We start from the raw sequence: 17,058 nt of genomic DNA, 5'->3' as shown, positions 1-17,058 counted from the left end.
AGAGACGCCATCCTGAGCGGAGCCGGTGGCAACGACATCGGCGCGCTCGAGCTTCCGGAATCGATCACCGCGGCCTTCACCCGCAAGGATCAACAGGACATGTTCGAGGGCATCGCCGCGGAGGAGAAGGACCCGCGGAAGTCCCTCCACGTGGATGAGGTCCCGTTGCCGCCGCTCGGCCCCAACGAGTGTCTGGTCGCCGTCATGGCGTCCGCGATCAACTTCAACACCGTGTGGACCTCGATCTTCGAGCCCGTCTCGACGTTCGCCTTCCTGGAGAAGTTCGGCCGAGAGAGCGAGCTGGGCGCCCGCCACGACCTCGACTACCACATCGTCGGGTCCGACGCCTCGGGCGTCGTCCTGAAGACGGGTCCGGGCGTGACGCGCTGGAAGCCCGGCGACGAGGTGACGGTCCACTGCAACTACGTCGACATGGAGGCTCCGCAGGGGCACGACGACTCCATGATGGACCCCGGCCAGCGCATCTGGGGGTTCGAGACGAACTTCGGCAGCCTCGCAGAGATCTCCATGGTCAAGGCGAACCAGCTGATGCCCAAGCCCAAGCACCTCGCGTGGGAGGAGGCTGCCTGCCTCGGTCTCGTGAATTCGACCTCCTACCGCATGCTCGTATCGCCCAACGGCGCAAACATGAAGCAGGGTGACGTCGTCTTGATCTGGGGGGCGACCGGCGGCCTCGGTGGCTTCGCGTGCCAGTACGTCCTGAACGGCGGAGGCATCCCGGTCGGGGTTGTGTCATCCCAGGAGAAGGTCGACCTATTGCACGAGATCGGCGTCGAGCACGTGATCGACCGCAAGGCCGAGGGCTATGCGTTCTGGAAGGACGGACGCCAGGACCACAAGGAGTTCCGCCGTTTCGGCAAGAAGATCCGCGAGCTGGTCGGCGAGGACCCCGACATCGTCTTCGAGCATCCCGGCAAGCAGACCTTCGGCGCCAGCGTCTTCGTCACGAAGCGCGGCGGCAAGGTCGTCACGTGCGCCTCCACCTCTGGCTACGAGCACACATACGACAACCGCTATCTCTGGATGATGCTGAAGTCGATCATCGGCTCGCACTTCGCCAACTACAAGGAGGCCTGGGAGTCGAACCGGCTCGCGGCGCTAGGCAAGATCCACCCGATCCTGTCGAAGACCTACCCGCTCGCCGAGACTGGCGAGGCCGCCTTCCAGGTCCACCACAACCTGCACAAGGGCAAGATCGGCATCCGCGTGCTGGCGCCCGAAGACGGCCTCGGGGTCAGCGATCCCGAGCTGCGAGAGAAGCACCGGGACAAGATCGAGCTCTTCCGCCGCTTCAGCGACTAACTCGCTCCGGGGCGACCGGTACGGGTAGGTCGCCCCCGCTCCGGCGGCGGCGGCGCGGGCATCGCTGGCACGGTCGGCGGCCGCCTGGACGGCGGCAGCCTCCCTCGGCTCCGGGCGACGTCGCCGCGTTCGTGCCGCTATGGACGACGTCGCCCTCCGAACGGCCTGCTCAAACCCGCACACGCCGCCGCCTCCGCTCGTTGCTGTCCTACGCCGCCGGCTGGCCCCTCCGCTCATGGATGGGACGGCGCCGGCTCTCCCTCGAATCGGGCCACGTCGCGCTGATGTTGTCCGGCTATCGAGCGACGTGGCCCTCCACGGTCCGCTCAAACCCCGACACGCCACCGCCTCCGCTCGTTGCGCAAAGGCTGCTCAAGCCGATGCACGTCCGCCCCTCCGCTCGTGTTTTCTTGGGTGCGGCGTGGGGCAGACTCCGCTGCGTGACCGGACTCGTTCCTGCTCTCTTAGCTCGTTGTCCTCTCTGCGGAGGCAAAGGCATCTGGAGGTCGTTCGGACAGACGAAGGATCGCTGCCCGACCTGTCGACACCGATACGAGCACGAGGAGGGTTACTGGGTCGGCGCCATGGCCATCAACATCGGTATCGCGATCGTGGTCTTCTTCGTTCTGTTCGTGGGCGGCATCGTGCTGACCTGGCCCGACGTAGCGTGGACGCCTCTGGCCGTCATCACCCTGGTGGTGATGGGCATCGGCCCGTGGCTGTGGTACCGGCCGAGCAAGACCATCTGGGTGTGGGTAGACACGAGGCTCCACCCGTACGAGGGCGAGCGCAGAGGCAGCTAGGGCCGCAGGGCCGCCCCCGAGCAGGCCGACTAGAGCGTGCGGAAGATGATCGCGTCGCCCTGGCCGCCACCACCGCACAGCGTTGCGATACCGGTTCCGCCTCCGCGGCGGTTGAGCTCATGGAGCAACGTCACGGTGAGCCGCGCGCCCGTGCAGCCGATCGGGTGACCTAGCGCCACCGCGCCGCCGTTCACGTTGACCTTCTCGCCCGCATCCGGGTCGCCGTTGAACAGCATGCGCGTCGAGTGGATGGCGACGGCCGCGAAGGCCTCGTTGATCTCGACGAGGTCGATGTCGCTGATCGACATCCCGGCCTTCTTGAGCGCGGCTTGCGCCGCGAGCGCGGGAACCGTGTGGAGGTACGGCGGCTTCTCTGCTGACATCCCGTGGGCCACGATCTCTGCGATCGGGGTGACGCCGAGCTCCTGGGCCCGCTCGGGGCTCATGACCACGACCGCGGCGGCGCCGTCGGAGATCTGAGATGCGTTTCCCGCCGTGATCGTCCCCTCTTTGTTGAACGCGGTCTTCAGCTTCGCGAGCGACTCGGCCGTCGTCTGCGCGCGCACGCCCTCGTCGGTGTCGAAGACGATCGGGTCGCCCTTGCGCTGCGGGATCTCGAACGGAACGATCTCCTCGGCGAAGCGTCCCTCCTGGATCGCGGCCGCGGCCCGCTGGTGCGACCGCAGCGACCAGGCGTCTTGGTCCTCACGGCTGATCTTGAACTCGGTGTTGACGTCTTCCGACTGCGCGCCCATGTGCTTGTCGGTGAACGCGTCCCAAAGGCCGTCGAAGATCATCGAATCGACGATCTTGCCGTCGCCCATCCGGTAGCCCGTGCGTGCCTTCGGCAACAGGTAGGGGGCTTGATCCATGGATTCCATGCCCCCCGCGACGACCGCAGAGACCTCACCGGCACGGATGAGCTGGTCGGCCAGCGCGATCGCGTTCAGCCCCGACAGACAGACCTTGTTGATGGTGAGCGCCGGAACCGAGTCCGGGATGCCCGCCTTGATCGACGCCTGGCGCGCGGTGATCTGCCCCGTGCCCGCCTGCAGCACCTGGCCCATGATCACGTAATCCACCTGGTCGCCGGAGACACCGCCCCGCTGCAGCGCTGCCTCTATCGCACGACCCCCGAGATCTACGGCGGGAACGTCGGCGAGGGCGCCTCCGAACTTCCCGATGGCGGTGCGGGCCGCAGAGACGATGACGGAGCGGGCCATGGGCGAACCCCTTTCGCGGGACGGTTTTTCCGGGAGATCCGGCGATTCTACGAGTCGTTGCGTCGGCCGGTGCCCGCAGTTCACGCCGCGGTCACGGATGTGCACCGCGATGTCACGCCTGAGGTGTGACGGCACACGTCATATGTCGGGCAGAAGGCGTAATAAGGCACATCCCAGGCGTGAAGAGTGGCATTGAGCGATAGCCGATGCGGCGATTTGCTGGTCTCGGAACGCCAGGGAACCCTGGAGGGGGCGAGCATGTCAGCGGGGAGACGTCGGGACGAGCTTGAAGAGCGGCAAACGGGTGCGCACGCCTTCGTCGTCTGTTCCTCGTGCGGCCGGGCCAACCGCAGCGACGCCCGCTTCTGCGATCGCTGCTCGGGCGACCTGCACAGCAGTTGTCTCGAGTGTGGCGCCCACGTAGCCGCCGACGCCAGTTTTTGCTCGCAGTGCGGCAGCAGGGTGCTGGGGGCGGCGACGGCGCTCATCCCGCAGCCACCGCTCCCCGCGAACTTCGGGGCCGGTCGCTACGAAGTGAAGAAGATGGTCGGGGAAGGAGCGCGCAAACGCGTTTACCTTGCCCATGACGTTCGCCTCGATCGCGACGTGGCGGTGTCGCAGATCAAGACCGAAGGGCTCGACGAGGCGGGGCTCACCCGCTTCCGCCGTGAGGCTCGGGCGATGGGACGGCTAGGCGGACATCCCCAGATCGTGACCGTTCACGACGTCGTCGAAGACGAGCACGACACCTACATCGTCAGCGAGTACATGGGGGGCGGCTCGCTCGACGACCTGCTTCAGGCATCGCCCGACAACCGTCTCGAAGTAACGGAGGCCATCCGGATCGGCGAACAGGTCGCAGACGCTCTCGCCCATGCGCACGCGCTGGGCGTGGTCCACAGAGACGTCAAGCCGGGCAACGTCTGGCTCACCGACGACCGTCGGGCGACGTTGGGCGACTTCGGGCTCGCACACTCCTTCGCGGAAGAGCGGCTCTCGGTGGAGGGACTGATGGTCGGCACTGTGGCCTACATGTCGCCCGAGCAAGCACTGGGGAAGGTCCCTGATGTTCGGAGCGACCTGTACTCGCTCGGCGTGATGCTCTACGAGATCCTCTGCGGGCGGCCGCCGTTCCTGGGGCCCGACCCGGTCGCGGTGGTCACCCAGCACATCAACACGACCCCGATCGCACCGAGCTGGCACAACCCGAAGGTCCCGCGCCCGCTCGAGATGCTCATCCTCAGCCTTCTCGAGAAGGACCCCGAGAAGCGGCCCGCGAGCGCGGACGAGGTGAAGGAGCGTCTTGCCGCCTGCGCTTCCGTTTCCAGTAGTGAGAGGGAAGTGGCCGCCGATGCCGCGCCCGCGTGGGCGGTGGAGCAGATGGCGGCCGGGGTGTTCGTGGGTCGCAGCGACGAGATGGAGCAGCTGAAGAGGGCCCTTTCGCACGCGCTGTCGGGCGACGGGCGCGTCGTGCTCGTGGAGGGAGAGCCGGGTGTCGGAAAGACCCGCCTGGTGGAACAACTTGCCACCTACGCGCGCCTGCGGGGGGCTCAGGTGCTGACTGCTCGCTGCCACCAGGAGGAGGGGATCCCCTCGTACTGGCCCTGGATAAGGATGATCCGGCTGTTCGCCTACCAGCGCGACGCGCAGACGCTCGCATCTCAGCTCGGGTCCGGGGCCCCGGACATCGCGCAGTTGGTTTCGGAAGTGCGGGACACACTCCCCGACCTTCCGGTTCCCACGGCGGGCAAAGGGGAGTCATCTCGCTTCCAGCTATTCGATGCGATCGCGACATTCCTGAGCCGGGCTTCCCAGAGCCAACCGCTCGTGCTCTTCATCGACGACCTTCACTGGGCGGACCAGTCGTCTCTGCTGTTGCTGCAATTCGTGGCTCGGCAGCTGGACCTCTCCCGCGTCCTGGTTGTCGCCACGTACCGCACAGAGGAGGCGAAGCAATCTCGCGAGCTGGCCCGGACGATCGGCCAGATCGTGCGAGAGCCGACGACGCTCAGGATCAGCCTCGGTGGACTGTCTACGGCAGACGTCGCCCGTTTCATCGAGGAGACGATCGGGCGGCCGGCTCCCACCGAGCTCGTGGCGCGCGTACACGAACAGACCGAGGGCAACGCGTTCTTCCTTACCGAGGTCGTCCACCTGGTGGACGCCCAGTCCGATAGCGAAGACGAGGGCTCGCTGGGCGCCCTCAAGATCAGCATCCCTCCGACGGTCCGCGAGGTGATCACAAGGCGTCTGGAGCAGCTGTCCGTAGAGGCGCGTCGACTGCTGGTCAGGGCCGCTCCGATCGGCCGCGAGTTCAGACTCGAGGTACTCGAGCGTGTGAGCGACCTTCCGAAGAACGAGATCCTCGATCGGCTGGAGGAGTGCGTCGCGTCGCGCGTGCTCGTCGACGTGGAGGTCGGGCGCCGTTACAGCTTTGCCCACGCGCTGATCGCAGACAGCCTGTACGAGGAGATGTCGTCGTCCGCCAGGGCGCGGGCGCATACCCGGATCGCCCACGCGATGGAGTCCCTGTATGGGGAGCGACCGGGGAACCACCTGCCCGAGCTTGCCTACCATTTCTCCGAGGCGGGAACGCGGGAAGCTGCGCTCAAGGCGATCGACTATTCAGAACGCGCCGCGCGCGCGGCCTACGCGCGGCTCGCCTTTGAAGATGCCGCTCGACTGGCTGAGGACGCACTTCAGATGATCGAACAGCACCGCGTCGATGATCAACCGCGAAGGTGCGATCTGTTGCTGGCGATGGGCGAGGCCGAGGCGAAAGCCGGACGCGTCCACAAGTCGAGGGATCGGCTCATGCAGGCCGCTGAGATCGCACGCAAGCTGGGAGACGGGGAGCGCCTAACGCGCGCGGCGCTCGGATTCGCCCCTGGCTTCATGACCTTCGGCACCGGCGACGCCGACGAGAAACTGATCACGCTCATCGACGAGGCACTCGATCACCTATCGGAAGCCGACTCGATCCTGCGAGCGCGCCTGCTGGCGCGGCTCGGGGTCGAGCTCTACTACTGCGACGAGGCCGAGAGGCGGAACGACGTCAGCCGGGCCGCCGTCGAGATGGCGCGGCGTCTCCAGGACGGACCCACGCTCGCGTACGCCCTCAACAGCAGACACCACGCCCTATGGGCGCCGGAAGGGCTAGACCAACGAGTGGCCATCGCCGCAGAGATCCTCACCACGGCCCACCGCGCCGGCGACAAGAAGATGGAGACGCTGGGGCGCAACTGGATGATCATCGACCTCCTGGAAGCGGGTGACGTCCCAGGCGTAAAAAGGTCGATGATCGCCTATGACCAGCTGACGCAGGAGCTGCGAGATCCGTCCTACGTGTGGCTGAGCCCTCTCTACGGCGCGATGCTCGCCCTGCTGGAAGGGCGGTTCGACGAGGCAGAGACGTTGATGAACATCGCGCTCGAAACCGGCCAACGGGCACGTCACGAGAACGCGTTCCTCGCATACGGAACTCAACTCACGCACCTGCGCACTGAACAGGGAAGGCTCGCGGAGATAGCACCGGCGGTCGAAGAGTTCGTCGACCAATACAGCGCACTTCCGATATGGCGCGTGGAGCTCGCGCACATGTATCTCCAACTGGGTCGGCGTGAGGACGCGGTACAGGTGTTCGAGGAGCTGGCGAGAAACGACTTCTGCCTCCCGCACGACCTCACCTGGTTGCTCGCCACGTGCGTTCTCGCGATGACGTGCGCGGAGCTGAACGACCAGGCCCGCGCTCGCGTGCTGTACGAGCGGCTGCTTCCCTTCGCTCACCGCACGGCAGTGGCCGGGCCCGGAGTGATGAGCTATGGCTCGGTGTCGCGTTACCTCGGCTTGCTCGCGGCCACGGTTGGTTCGCAGGACCTCGCCCGACGCCATTTCGAGGATGCGATCGCTGCGAACGAAAAGATGCAGGCCCGTCCATGGCTCGCACACACGCTCTACGACTACGCCGTCGTACTCCAGCGGTGGGACGCGGAAGCGCACCGGAACCGAGCACTCTCACTGTCAAGGCGGGCACTCGACCTGGCGCACGAGTGCGAGATGAAGCCGTTGATCGAGAAGATCATGTCACTGAAGCTTGACCTGCAGGGGTTCGGGTCGGGGGATATCCGGACGTCGATCGACGTGGTAGCAGCGGCCGTTCGGCGTGAGGCGCCACAGCTCCACCCCGAGGCCGGCAGCGGGATGGTGACCATGTTGTTCAGTGACATCGAAGGTTCCACCGCGATCAACGAAGCCGTCGGGGATGCTCGGTGGCTGGAGATACTCCACGAGCACAACAGGTTGTTCAGAGCCGAGGTAGTGGCACATCACGGGTACGAGGTGCGGTCGCAAGGCGACGGGTTCTTCGTGACGTTCATCGATCCGTGGGACGCGGTGCGCTGCGCGGTCTCCGTCCAGCGCGCGTTCGACGACTTCAGGAAAGCGAACCCTGCTTTTCCGGTTCAACTCCGCATCGGGATCCACTCCGGCCCCGTCGTTGCCGACGCAGGCGACGTGTATGGGACCAACGTGAACCTGGCCGCGCGCATAGCCGACCAAGCCGCGGGCGGGCAGATCCTCGTATCGCAACGGACCCACGACCTAACGCGAGACAGCGGGGTCCTCTTCAGCGACGGCCGGGAGGTGCAGTTAAAGGGGCTGTCCCGGTCACACTGGATCGCCCCGATCGAGTGGCGAAGATGATCTAGCAACGCCTCTCGCGCCGCGGTTCGCGGGGAGACTTGAGAGTCGTGCGACAAAGGGCAGAGAAGGCTGGTCCGCGCTGAGATGCCCACTGCGAGCCGACACGGGATCGCTAGATGTCTAATGAGGCAGCCGAGAGGGGATGGACAGACATGACCGTAGCGATAGAGCGTCGCGGCCCCGTGACGATCGTCACGATCGACCGTCCCGAGGTTCGGAACGCCGTCGACGGACCTACGGCGCGAGCTCTGGCGGACGCCTTCCGAAACTTTGCCTCAGAGGAGTCGCAAAGGGTCGCGGTCCTGACCGGCGCGGGCGGCACCTTCTGCGCAGGAGCAGACCTGAAGGCGATGGCGAACGATCCCGAACGGGCGAACCGGGTCGATCCCGAGGGCGACGGACCGATGGGACCGACCAGGATGGTGCTCGACAAGCCCGCGATCGCGGCGATCGAGGGTCACGCGGTCGCAGGCGGCATCGAGTTGTTGCTGTGGTGCGACCTGCGGGTGGCGGCGGAAGACGCTACCTTCGGCTTCTATGACCGGAGGTGGGGCGTCCCCTTGATCGATGGAGGCACGGTCCGTCTGCCTCGCCTGATCGGCCAGAGCAACGCCCTGGACATGGTGCTGACCGGGCGACCGGTCGGGACGCCAGAGGCACACCGGATGGGCCTCGTCAACCGTGTGTCGGAGCCGGGGAACGCGCTGCGGGACGCGGTGGCGCTGGCGGAAGACATAGCCCGGTTCCCGCAGTCGGTCATGCGCGCCGACCGGCGCTCGCTCCTCTCGCAGTGGGGTCTTTCGCTTCGGGACGCGATGACCGCCGAGTTCTCCGGCGGCGTCGAGGCGAGCGCATCCGGAGAGACGCAGGCGGGAGCCGAACGCTTCGCGGCCGGACGCGGCCGCCACGGGAGCTTCGAAGACATCTGAAAAGAGGGCTCGGCCCGAGGTCTAAGTGTCGTGGGAGCTCGGGCCTGGCGCCATAGGATGCCGCGCCATGCTCAGCAAGATCGAACACATCGCCCTGGTCGTCGCGGACCTGGACGCGGCAGTGGCCCACTACGCACAGGTGTGGAGCCTCGAAGTCGAGCACCGGGAGAGGGTCGAGGACCAGGGTGTGGAAGAGGCGATGCTGCCTCTGGGCGACTCGTACCTGCAGCTGCTCGGAGCCACCGGGCCAGATACCACCGTCGGCAGGTTCCTCGCCACGCGGGGCGAGGGTCTTCACCACGTCGCGTACGAGGTCGAGGACCTGGAGGCCGCGCTGGCCGATCTGAAGGGCAAAGGGGTGCGGTTGATCGACGAGGCTCCCCGCCGGGGGGGGCGCGGCCACATGGTCGCGTTCGTGCACCCCAAGGGCAACCACGGGCTCCTCGTCGAGCTGATCCAGCGCCCTGCCTCGCATTGACGGAGCGTCCCCGCAGAGAGGTTACGGAGGAAGCCGGGCATCACCTAGCTCCGATCGCGATCCCGCCCTCGGGCCCGGGGGTCGTCTCTCCCCTAAAACGCCCGGAGTTCCGCAAGCTGCTGGCCGTATCGATCACGGTCGCGCTCGGGTTCGGCATGGTGATCCCCGTCCTGCCGCTGCTGGCGGAGTCGTTCGGGGTGGGGCTCGCAGCCATCGGCCTGGTCCAACTCGTCTTCGGGCTGACCCGGTTCTCCTTCGGTCTGGTCGGGGGGCTCGTGGTGGACCGGTTCGGTGAACGAGCGTCGACGATGGCGGGTCTTTTGATCGTTGCAATTTCGTCTTACGCAGCCGGCTTCGCGGCCACCTTCCCGCAGTTGGTGCTGGCGCGGGGGTTCGGCGGCGCGGGGTCGGCGTTGTTCATCGCGGGGCTCATGAACAGGATCCTGCGCATCATCGAACCCGAGGCGATGGGACGCGCTACCGGCGCGTTCCGCTCGTCGTTCTTGGTGGGGATCGCCGCTGGGCCCGTGCTGGGAGGGATCGTGGCGCGGCGCTTCGGCCTCGCGGCTCCGTTCCACTTCTACGCGACGGGCCTCTTGTTCGCGGCCGTCATCGCCCACGTCGTGATGGGCGGCGAGGAATCGAAGTTCAGGCGTGAGCGACGGTCGCCCCTCGAGGCGCTGCGCGCGGCGCGGCCGTTGCTGCACGACATCCGTTATGTGGCCGCGCTCCTAGCGACCTTCGTCGGTTGGTGGACGGTCTCCGGCCCCAGCCAGATCGTCGGCGTCGTCTACGCGAAGAACCGGCTCGGGTTGTCGGCAGAGCAGATCGGGCTGGCGATCACGATGCTGGCGGTGGGTGAGGTCCTGATCCTGTGGGTCGCAGGCCGCGCCTCCGATCGCTACGGCCGTCGGTCGGTGTTGGTCCCGAGCCTCGCGGTGGTTGGTGTCGCGACGCTGTTGATGGGCCAGATCCAGCCGGTCCCATGGGCGTTCTTCCCTCTGATGATCGCGATCGGAGCCGGCGTTGCAGCCGGCGGAACGGCCGCGGGTGGGCTACTCGCCGACGCGATCCCGGCCGAGGGCTCCGGTGCGGCCGTGGGGGTTAATCAGATGGCAGGTGATCTCGGCTATCTGATCGCTCCCTCGCTGATCGGTGCGGTCGCGGAGAGCTCCCTCGACTACGAGGGGGCATATGTCGTCGGTGCGCTCCCCGCGCTCCTGATGTTGTTCATCGCGTTGCGTCTGCCGCGCGGTGCGGGCCGGGGGACGGGTGCGGACACAGAAGCACACGAGCACCCGGTCGAGCCTCACGAGCCGGTGGGATGATCCGATATACGGTCCCAGTGTGACCCGCACCTATACCGACGCCGGCGTCCGGGGACAGGGCGACGCGCTTGGCTCGATCGAGCGTCACCTCGGCCCCACCCTCACGTTTCCCTCCAACGCAGAGGTCCTGACCCGCTTCGGGCAGTACGCGAGCGTCCTGAAGGTGACGGACGATCTGGCGATCGCGATCTCGACCGACGGCGTCGGGTCGAAAACCATCGTCGCGTCGGCGCTGGACCGTTACGACACGATCGGCTTCGACTGTGTTGCGATGAACGTCAACGACATCATCTGCGTCGGCGCGAAGCCGTTCGCGATGGTGGATTACCTGGGCGTCCACACGCTGGAGGCCCGGCGCGCCGAAGAGATCCTGCGGGGATTGGGGGCCGCGGCCAAGGAGGCTTCGATCGCGATACCCGGTGGTGAGCTCGCGCAGCTCCCAGAGGTGATCGGGTCCGACGGCCGCAGCGACGGCGACCCCACGGCGTTCGACCTCGTGGGCACCTGCATCGGGACCTGTCATCCGGAGCGTCTAGTGCTCGGCCAAGACGTCGAGGTCGGGGACGCGATCATCGGCCTCGCCTCGTCGGGGATCCACTCGAACGGCCTCACCTTGGCGCGAAAGACGTTGCTCGATCGATACTCCCTACGAGACGAGATCGCCGAGCTCGGGCGAACGCTGGGAGAAGAGCTTCTCGAACCGACGGAGATCTACGTACGCGGGGTGACCGCGCTGTGGGACGCAGGGATCGAGACGCGAGGGCTGGTCCACATCACCAGCGACGGCTTCACGAACCTGTGCCGGCTCGACGCCACCGTCGGCTACGACATCGAAGAGCTGCCGGGGCCCCCGCCGATCTTCGGGCTGATCCAGAGCACCGGCGACATCCGGAGTGAAGAGATGTATCGCGTCTTCAACATGGGGATCGGATTCGTCGCGATCGTTGCGGAGGACGCAGCTGACCACGCGCTCGAGCGACTACGCGACAGCGGGTACCGGGCGCAGAGGGTCGGGACGGTCGATGACAACGCCGGCGTGGTCACGATCAGGCCCGCGGGCTTGAGTGGGCGGCTAGAAGAAGGAGAGAGCAGCTTCAGCTCTCTGTGAGGAGTCGCTCAGGCGTCTGTAGGGAGGTCCGGCGTAGTGGTGCCGCCCTCCTCGGAGTTCCCCGCCTCGTCGCCTTCCTTCTCCTCTTCCTGTTGTGTCTCTTCGCCGGACGATTGCTCCTGCTGCGAGCCGGAGCCTTGGTCCGCGCCGCCCTGGGAGGACCCTTCGTCCTCGGGCGGGGGAGCTTCCTCCGCGCTCTGCCTCTCGGCCTTCTTCTTCACTCGGTTGACCTTCTTGACAGCCGGCGCGGCGTCGATCGCCAGCGTCGACTCGGCCGTATCGACGACGTCGGAGGCCGCGGTCATGGCTTGCTCGACCTTCTGTGCAAGAGCGCCGGTCAGCAACCCGAGGACGTCGTTCAGACCCGCTTGGTCGACGTCTCCGCCGGTCAGGGCGGTGAGACGACGATATTCGTCGGCCGTCAGGACCAGCTTCACGTTACCGATCTGCAGGCGTCGGATCAGACGCTGCGCTGCGGGGCTCCGCCGACCGTCTGCACCGATGCGCGCGGCGCCCGCGGCGTTTCTCCGCAGCGGCGCCAGCGCCCGTGCCTGGTCGCGGTCGTCGAAGGCTCCGGCAACCGCCATCCCGACCGCGGAGAACGCGAGCACGCAAGCGCCCAACATGGCGACGGCGAACGAACGCGCCAGTCGCAGCCGCGTGATCCGGCCGCGCCGGACAGCTTGCGCGACCTTGACCTCGTTGACGGTCTCGATCAGGGCGATCTCCTCGCTACGTACGTCCCGTTCGATCTCGGCGAGGAGCCGAGTCGCCGCGGAGACCTCGCCGGCTCGCATCAAAGTCGCTGAGAAAGACAGCTTGTCGTCGACCACCTTGCGCGTACGGCGCGAGAAACGGCTGGCGCTCTGCGCCAGCTCGAGGCTTGCGGCCTCCTCCTCGGCGGTGTCCGCCGCGAGCAGCTCGGAGAGGTTGCGCTGCACCTCTCTGATGTCTGCGACCCACGCCTTCAGTCCCATGACAGAGGGAGTTCTCCCCTCCAGGCGCCTCCCCTGCCGGGCGGCGGCGGAAATCTGTCCCATTTGGCACGATTCCCCCGACCAGGGGAACCCGGTCCCCGAACGGGTGCGGCCACTAGGATGGGCGGCCTCATGGCTACCGCTGAGGACCAACCCCTAGAAGCCCCGGCTCCTGGCCGCTCCATCGAACAGCGCGTCGAGGAGCTGCGGGGCAAGAAGGCAGAGGCGCGGCTAGCGGGGGGCGAGAAGGCGATCGCGAAGCAACACGATCGCGGAAAGCTCACCGCCCGAGAGCGCGTCGACAAGCTCCTAGACCCAGGCTCCTTCGTCGAGACCGACATGCTCGTGCGGCACCGCTCCCACGGCTTCGGCATCGAGAACAAGCGACCGCTCGCCGATGCGGTCGTGACCGGCTGGGGAACGATCGACGGACGCAAGGTCTTCGTGTTCGCCCAGGACTTCACCGTCTTCGGAGGGTCCCTCGGAGAGGTGATGGGCGAGAAGATCTGCAAGATCATGGACCTCGCGCTAGAGACGGGTGCTCCGGTGATCGGGCTCAACGACTCGGGAGGCGCGCGGATCCAGGAGGGTGCCGCATCTCTGGCCGGCTACGGCTACATCTTCGATCGCAACGTCCGTTCTTCGGGCGTGATCCCGCAGATCTCGGCGATCATGGGGCCGTGCGCCGGCGGGGCGGTCTACTCCCCCGCCATGACCGACTTCACCTTCATGGTGTCGGAGACATCCCACATGTTCATCACGGGGCCCGAGGTCATCAAGGCGGTCACGGGTGAGACCGTGACGCAGGAGGAGCTGGGCGGCGCGATGAGCCACGCGTCCAAGTCCGGCGTGGCGCACTTCGTGGCGGCAGACGACGAGGACTGCCTCCGCCAGGTCCGCTACCTCATGTCGTTCCTGCCGTCGAACAACTTCGAGTCACCGCCGTACTTCCCGCCGACCGACGACCCGATGCGATCGTGCGACGAGCTCCTCGACCTCATCCCGGACTCGCCGAACCAGCCGTACGACATGCACCAGGTGATCGCGTCGGTCTTCGACGACGGCGAGTTCTTCGAGGTGCACCCGCACTGGGCTCAGAACATCCTGTGCGGCTTCTCCCGGTTGGCGGGTCATCCCGTCGGCGTCATCGCTAACCAGCCTCAGGTGCTGGCGGGATGCCTCGACATCACCTCTTCCACGAAGGCCGCACGGTTCGTTCGCTTCTGCGACGCGTTCAACATCCCGCTGGTCACGTTCGTGGACGTGCCCGGGTTCCTCCCGGGGACCGAGCAGGAGTACGGCGGCATCATCAGACACGGCTCCAAGCTCCTATACGCCTTCAGCGAGGCCACGGTCCCCCGCATGACCGTGATCACCCGCAAGGCCTACGGCGGGGCGTACGTCGTCATGAACTCAAAGCACATCCGCGCGGACGTCTCGTTCGCGTGGCCGTCGGCCGAGATCGCCGTCATGGGGGCCGAGGGTGCCGTCAACATCATCCATCGCAAAGAGATCGCGGCCGCAGACGATCCACAGGCGAAGCGCTCGGAGCTGATCGACGACTACGGCGCGAGGTTCTCGAACCCGTACGTCGCGGCCGAGCGCGGCTACGTCGACGACATCATCGAGCCACAGGTGACGCGCCAGCGGCTCGTGCAGTCGCTCGAGATGCTCCGTTCGAAGCGGGAGACGATCCCGCAGCGCAAGCACGGCAACATCGCGCTGTGAAGCCGAAGCTGCGCATCGTCTCGATCGAGGGCGATCCCAGCGCCGAGGAGCGCGCCGCGGTCGAGGCTGCACTCGAGAAGATGATCGAGGAGGAACGTCGAGCCCGCGCCGCGTCGGTGTGGAAGCGCGCGGCCCGCGCGCAGGGCCGGCGACTCGGCAACTTCGACTACCGCGACCGCTTCGACAGCGCGGACGCGTGGCGTCTCTCCACGCGCTTCCCCTTCGGGGGCCGCGAATACCCAGGGCTAAACGGCCGAGGCGACGCCAAGTAGTCATGGCCGCTGACGCGGCCATTCGTGCTGCAGCATCACCGTTGAAGCCGGTGATGCTGGAGTAGTCATGGCCGCTGACGCGGCCATTCGTGCTGCAGCATCACCGTTGAAGCCGGTGATGCTGGAGTAGCTCCGCCAGGATGCCGGTCCCCGCTCCGGTGGCGGCACGGGCATCGCTGGACACGGTCGGCGGGCGCCTGGTCGCGCCGGCGTCCCTCGGCTCCAGGCGACGTCGCAGTCGTTTGTCTGGCTATGGACGACGTCGCCCTCCGAACGGTCCGCTCAAACCCGTACACGCCACCGCCTCCGCTCGTTGCACGGTTGCGCCGCCGGCAGCCCCTCCGCTCGTTGCACAGCTCTGCGCCCGGGCGGGGTGATCTCTATGGGCAAGAGGATCGGCTCGGGTTCCGGAGGGCGCCTCGGTTTTGCGCCCGGAGCGTCCCGGCCCGGTCCTCCACCCCGGTCTGCGCGACGGCCAGAGCTGGTCACGTCGGGAGGGGTTCGCCTTCTGTGCGGGTGTGGTCGCGGTGGAGGTCGCGGAGACGCTTCGTGATGGGGCCGGTCTCGCCGGTGCCTATCGTGCGGCCGTCTACCTCTAGCACCGGTGTGAGCTCACCCATGGTGCCTGTCGTGAAGACCTCGTCCGCCGTGTAGACCTCCGATAAGGAGACGTTCCGCTCGGACACACGCATGCCGTCGGCGCCTGCGAGCTCGAGAACGATGCCGCGCGTGATCCCGGGAAGGCACGCATCCGCGGAAGCGGTCACCAAGACGCCGTTGCGCACGAGAAAGATGTTGGTGGCGTTCGTCTCGGCGACGAACCCCTGCAGGTCCAGCATCAGGGCGTCGTCGGCGCCCGCGACGTCCGCCTCGATCTTCGCCAGGATGTTGTTGAGGAGGTTGTTGTGGTGGATCTTCGAGTCGAGGGTGGCCGGAGAGTTGCGCCGCACCGACGACGTGATCAGGCGGATCCCAGTGTCGCCGTACACCGGCGGCTTCCACTCGGCGAGAACGATCAGCGTGCACCCGGCCCGGTTGTTCATCGGCGTCATCCCCGACGTCATCTTGGGCCCGCGGGTCAGGGTCAGGCGCGCGTGCGCGCCGTCGTACATCCCGTTCGCGGTGAAGGTATCGACTACCGCGTTCCGTACCTCGTCGCGCGACGGGATCCCTTCGAAGCGCAACGCGTGCGCGGACGCGAACAGCCGATCGAGGTGACGATCCAGGGCGTAGATCTTTCCGTCATAGACGCGGAGGCCCTCCCACACCGCGTCGCCACCTTGAACCGAGGAATCGAATACCGACACCCGCGCCTCATCGCGAGGAACGAGCTCTCCGTCCACATGGACGAGGATCTCTGCGTTGCGCGGATCCGGAAGGTCTTCGGGCCGGTAGCGCCGCGCTGCCACTAGGAGGCCTCAGCCGGAACGGCGACGATGGCGTGCGGGATCAGTTCCTCGTAATGCGCGCGGCATTCCGCCAGCAGCTCGCGACAATGATCCGGCACCTGTCTGCTCCGCTCGCGGTACGGCTGGAAGCCCGTCGAGCTGTGCAGGTTGTCGTACCAGTACTTGGCCCAGACGCCGTCCTCCGGTTGTGGGCCGGACGGCCACGAGAGCATGGCCGGATCCCATGCGATGCCGACCCTGCTGCAGAGCTCCTTCAGGACGGGCTCTGGGTCGAGCAACAGCTGCCGCGAGTCCAGCACGGGTGGGTCTTGACCTCGCGATCGGAGGTCCCTGAAGAGCGCGAGCTGGCGCTCGACGCCGACGTCGCGCATCGTCGGCTGGGGAAGTTGGTTCACGAGGGAGGCGATGACTTCAGCAGGGTCCCGGATCAACAAGACGTTCACGCACTGGTCCAGGAACCCCAGGTCGAGGTCCGGGGTGAGGTGGTGAACCATCTGCTTGAAGAACATCACGTCGCGATCGCAAGGACCCAGGATCAGCTCGCGGATGACCGCGCCGGCGTCGGTCTCGAGGACCGCGATCAACTCGTCCAGACCAGGGTGCGGCGCGCGCGTGGTGAAGAGGTAATGGCCGTAAAGCGGCTCGTCGTAGGCGCGGGTGTCGGAGCGTTGGGCGAAGCTGCGCATCAACGCCGTGGAGACGTTACGGGGGCCGGACCAGCAATTGATGCGTGTCGTCACGGAGGAGACCTCCCGATGCTCTATGAGTAGTCGTGGCCG

The 17,058-nt window shown here is 66.8% G+C and carries 13 protein-coding genes; 9 read left to right on the top strand and 4 right to left on the bottom strand.

The annotated features are described in order from the left end of the window. Positions 1 to 36 precede the first annotated feature (36 nt). Both ccrA and M3N53_10190 read left to right on the top strand, forming a co-directional pair. Positions 37 to 1,323, top strand: coding sequence for a crotonyl-CoA carboxylase/reductase (gene ccrA / locus M3N53_10195; GenBank protein ID MDP9068696.1), 1,287 nt, complete (start codon positions 37 to 39; stop codon positions 1,321 to 1,323). Between the two features lie 380 nt (positions 1,324 to 1,703). Further along, on the top strand, positions 1,704 to 2,126 hold the full coding sequence (locus tag M3N53_10190; GenBank protein ID MDP9068695.1) for a DUF983 domain-containing protein: 423 nt from the start codon (positions 1,704 to 1,706) through the stop codon (positions 2,124 to 2,126). Positions 2,127 to 2,155: 29 nt separating this feature from the next. Here the strand turns inward: M3N53_10190 and M3N53_10185 are convergent, their stop codons facing one another. Next, positions 2,156 to 3,349, bottom strand: a complete 1,194-nt coding sequence (locus tag M3N53_10185) for an acetyl-CoA C-acetyltransferase (GenBank protein MDP9068694.1) — start codon at positions 3,347 to 3,349, stop codon at positions 2,156 to 2,158. A gap of 258 nt (positions 3,350 to 3,607) precedes the next feature. Here M3N53_10185 and M3N53_10180 point away from each other — a divergent pair, with 258 nt between their 5' ends. The 5 genes from M3N53_10180 (at position 3,608) to purM (ending at position 11,893) form a co-directional block, all read left to right on the top strand. Beyond that, positions 3,608 to 8,050: a protein kinase gene (locus M3N53_10180; GenBank protein ID MDP9068693.1), complete on the top strand. Its 4,443-nt coding sequence runs from the start codon at positions 3,608 to 3,610 to the stop codon at positions 8,048 to 8,050. Positions 8,051 to 8,202: 152 nt separating this feature from the next. After that, the gene (locus M3N53_10175) at positions 8,203 to 8,979 is read left to right on the top strand and encodes a crotonase/enoyl-CoA hydratase family protein (GenBank protein MDP9068692.1); all 777 of its coding nucleotides are present in this window, start codon (positions 8,203 to 8,205) and stop codon (positions 8,977 to 8,979) included. Positions 8,980 to 9,046: 67 nt separating this feature from the next. After that, on the top strand, positions 9,047 to 9,457 hold the full coding sequence (gene mce / locus M3N53_10170) for a methylmalonyl-CoA epimerase (protein ID MDP9068691.1): 411 nt from the start codon (positions 9,047 to 9,049) through the stop codon (positions 9,455 to 9,457). After that, the gene (locus M3N53_10165) at positions 9,454 to 10,785 is read left to right on the top strand and encodes an MFS transporter (protein ID MDP9068690.1); all 1,332 of its coding nucleotides are present in this window, start codon (positions 9,454 to 9,456) and stop codon (positions 10,783 to 10,785) included. Before mce ends, M3N53_10165 begins: the two co-directional genes overlap by 4 nt. A 19-nt stretch (positions 10,786 to 10,804) precedes the next feature. Then, positions 10,805 to 11,893, top strand: coding sequence for a phosphoribosylformylglycinamidine cyclo-ligase (gene purM, locus M3N53_10160; GenBank protein MDP9068689.1), 1,089 nt, complete (start codon positions 10,805 to 10,807; stop codon positions 11,891 to 11,893). Positions 11,894 to 11,901: 8 nt separating this feature from the next. On the opposite strand, the gene M3N53_10155 is transcribed toward purM, so the two are convergent. Then, positions 11,902 to 12,870, bottom strand: a complete 969-nt coding sequence (locus tag M3N53_10155; GenBank protein ID MDP9068688.1) for a hypothetical protein — start codon at positions 12,868 to 12,870, stop codon at positions 11,902 to 11,904. A 132-nt stretch (positions 12,871 to 13,002) separates the two neighbouring features. On the opposite strand from M3N53_10155, the gene M3N53_10150 reads away from it, so the two are divergent. Both M3N53_10150 and M3N53_10145 read left to right on the top strand, forming a co-directional pair. Further along, positions 13,003 to 14,598, top strand: a complete 1,596-nt coding sequence (locus M3N53_10150) for an acyl-CoA carboxylase subunit beta (protein ID MDP9068687.1) — start codon at positions 13,003 to 13,005, stop codon at positions 14,596 to 14,598. Beyond that, positions 14,595 to 14,870 carry a hypothetical protein gene (locus M3N53_10145; protein MDP9068686.1) on the top strand — a complete coding sequence of 92 codons (276 nt, stop codon included), beginning with the start codon at positions 14,595 to 14,597 and terminating at the stop codon, positions 14,868 to 14,870. The genes M3N53_10150 and M3N53_10145 overlap by 4 nt, the downstream gene beginning before the upstream one ends. A 485-nt stretch (positions 14,871 to 15,355) precedes the next feature. Here the strand turns inward: M3N53_10145 and M3N53_10140 are convergent, their stop codons facing one another. Together M3N53_10140 and M3N53_10135 are read right to left on the bottom strand one after the other, a co-directional pair. Further along, the gene (locus M3N53_10140) at positions 15,356 to 16,279 is read right to left on the bottom strand and encodes an aminotransferase class IV (GenBank protein MDP9068685.1); all 924 of its coding nucleotides are present in this window, start codon (positions 16,277 to 16,279) and stop codon (positions 15,356 to 15,358) included. Beyond that, a complete protein-coding gene (locus M3N53_10135; GenBank protein MDP9068684.1) occupies positions 16,279 to 17,019 on the bottom strand; it encodes a sulfotransferase family protein in 741 nt (246 codons plus the stop codon). Before M3N53_10135 ends, M3N53_10140 begins: the two co-directional genes overlap by 1 nt. Between the last annotated feature and the right edge of the window lie 39 nt (positions 17,020 to 17,058).

Source organism: Actinomycetota bacterium, assembly GCA_030776625.1.
Taxonomy (GTDB): Bacteria; Actinomycetota; CADDZG01; order CADDZG01; family WHSQ01; genus MB1-2.
Note: the sequence above shows the minus strand (reverse complement) of the source record. Positions and strands in the feature narration are given on the sequence as shown.

What these genes read in the sequence shown, in the direction of transcription:
- M3N53_10190 (MDP9068695.1), top strand. Translation starts at nt 1,704, where the DNA reads ATGCACGTCCGCCCCTCCGCTCGTGTTTTCTTGGGTGCGGCGTGGGGC.
- M3N53_10150 (MDP9068687.1), top strand. Translation starts at nt 13,003, where the DNA reads ATGGCTACCGCTGAGGACCAACCCCTAGAAGCCCCGGCTCCTGGCCGC.
- mce (MDP9068691.1), top strand. Translation starts at nt 9,047, where the DNA reads ATGCTCAGCAAGATCGAACACATCGCCCTGGTCGTCGCGGACCTGGAC.
- M3N53_10180 (MDP9068693.1), top strand. Translation starts at nt 3,608, where the DNA reads ATGTCAGCGGGGAGACGTCGGGACGAGCTTGAAGAGCGGCAAACGGGT.
- M3N53_10175 (MDP9068692.1), top strand. Translation starts at nt 8,203, where the DNA reads ATGACCGTAGCGATAGAGCGTCGCGGCCCCGTGACGATCGTCACGATC.
- M3N53_10155 (MDP9068688.1), bottom strand. Translation starts at nt 12,870, where the DNA reads ATGGGACTGAAGGCGTGGGTCGCAGACATCAGAGAGGTGCAGCGCAAC.
- M3N53_10185 (MDP9068694.1), bottom strand. Translation starts at nt 3,349, where the DNA reads ATGGCCCGCTCCGTCATCGTCTCTGCGGCCCGCACCGCCATCGGGAAG.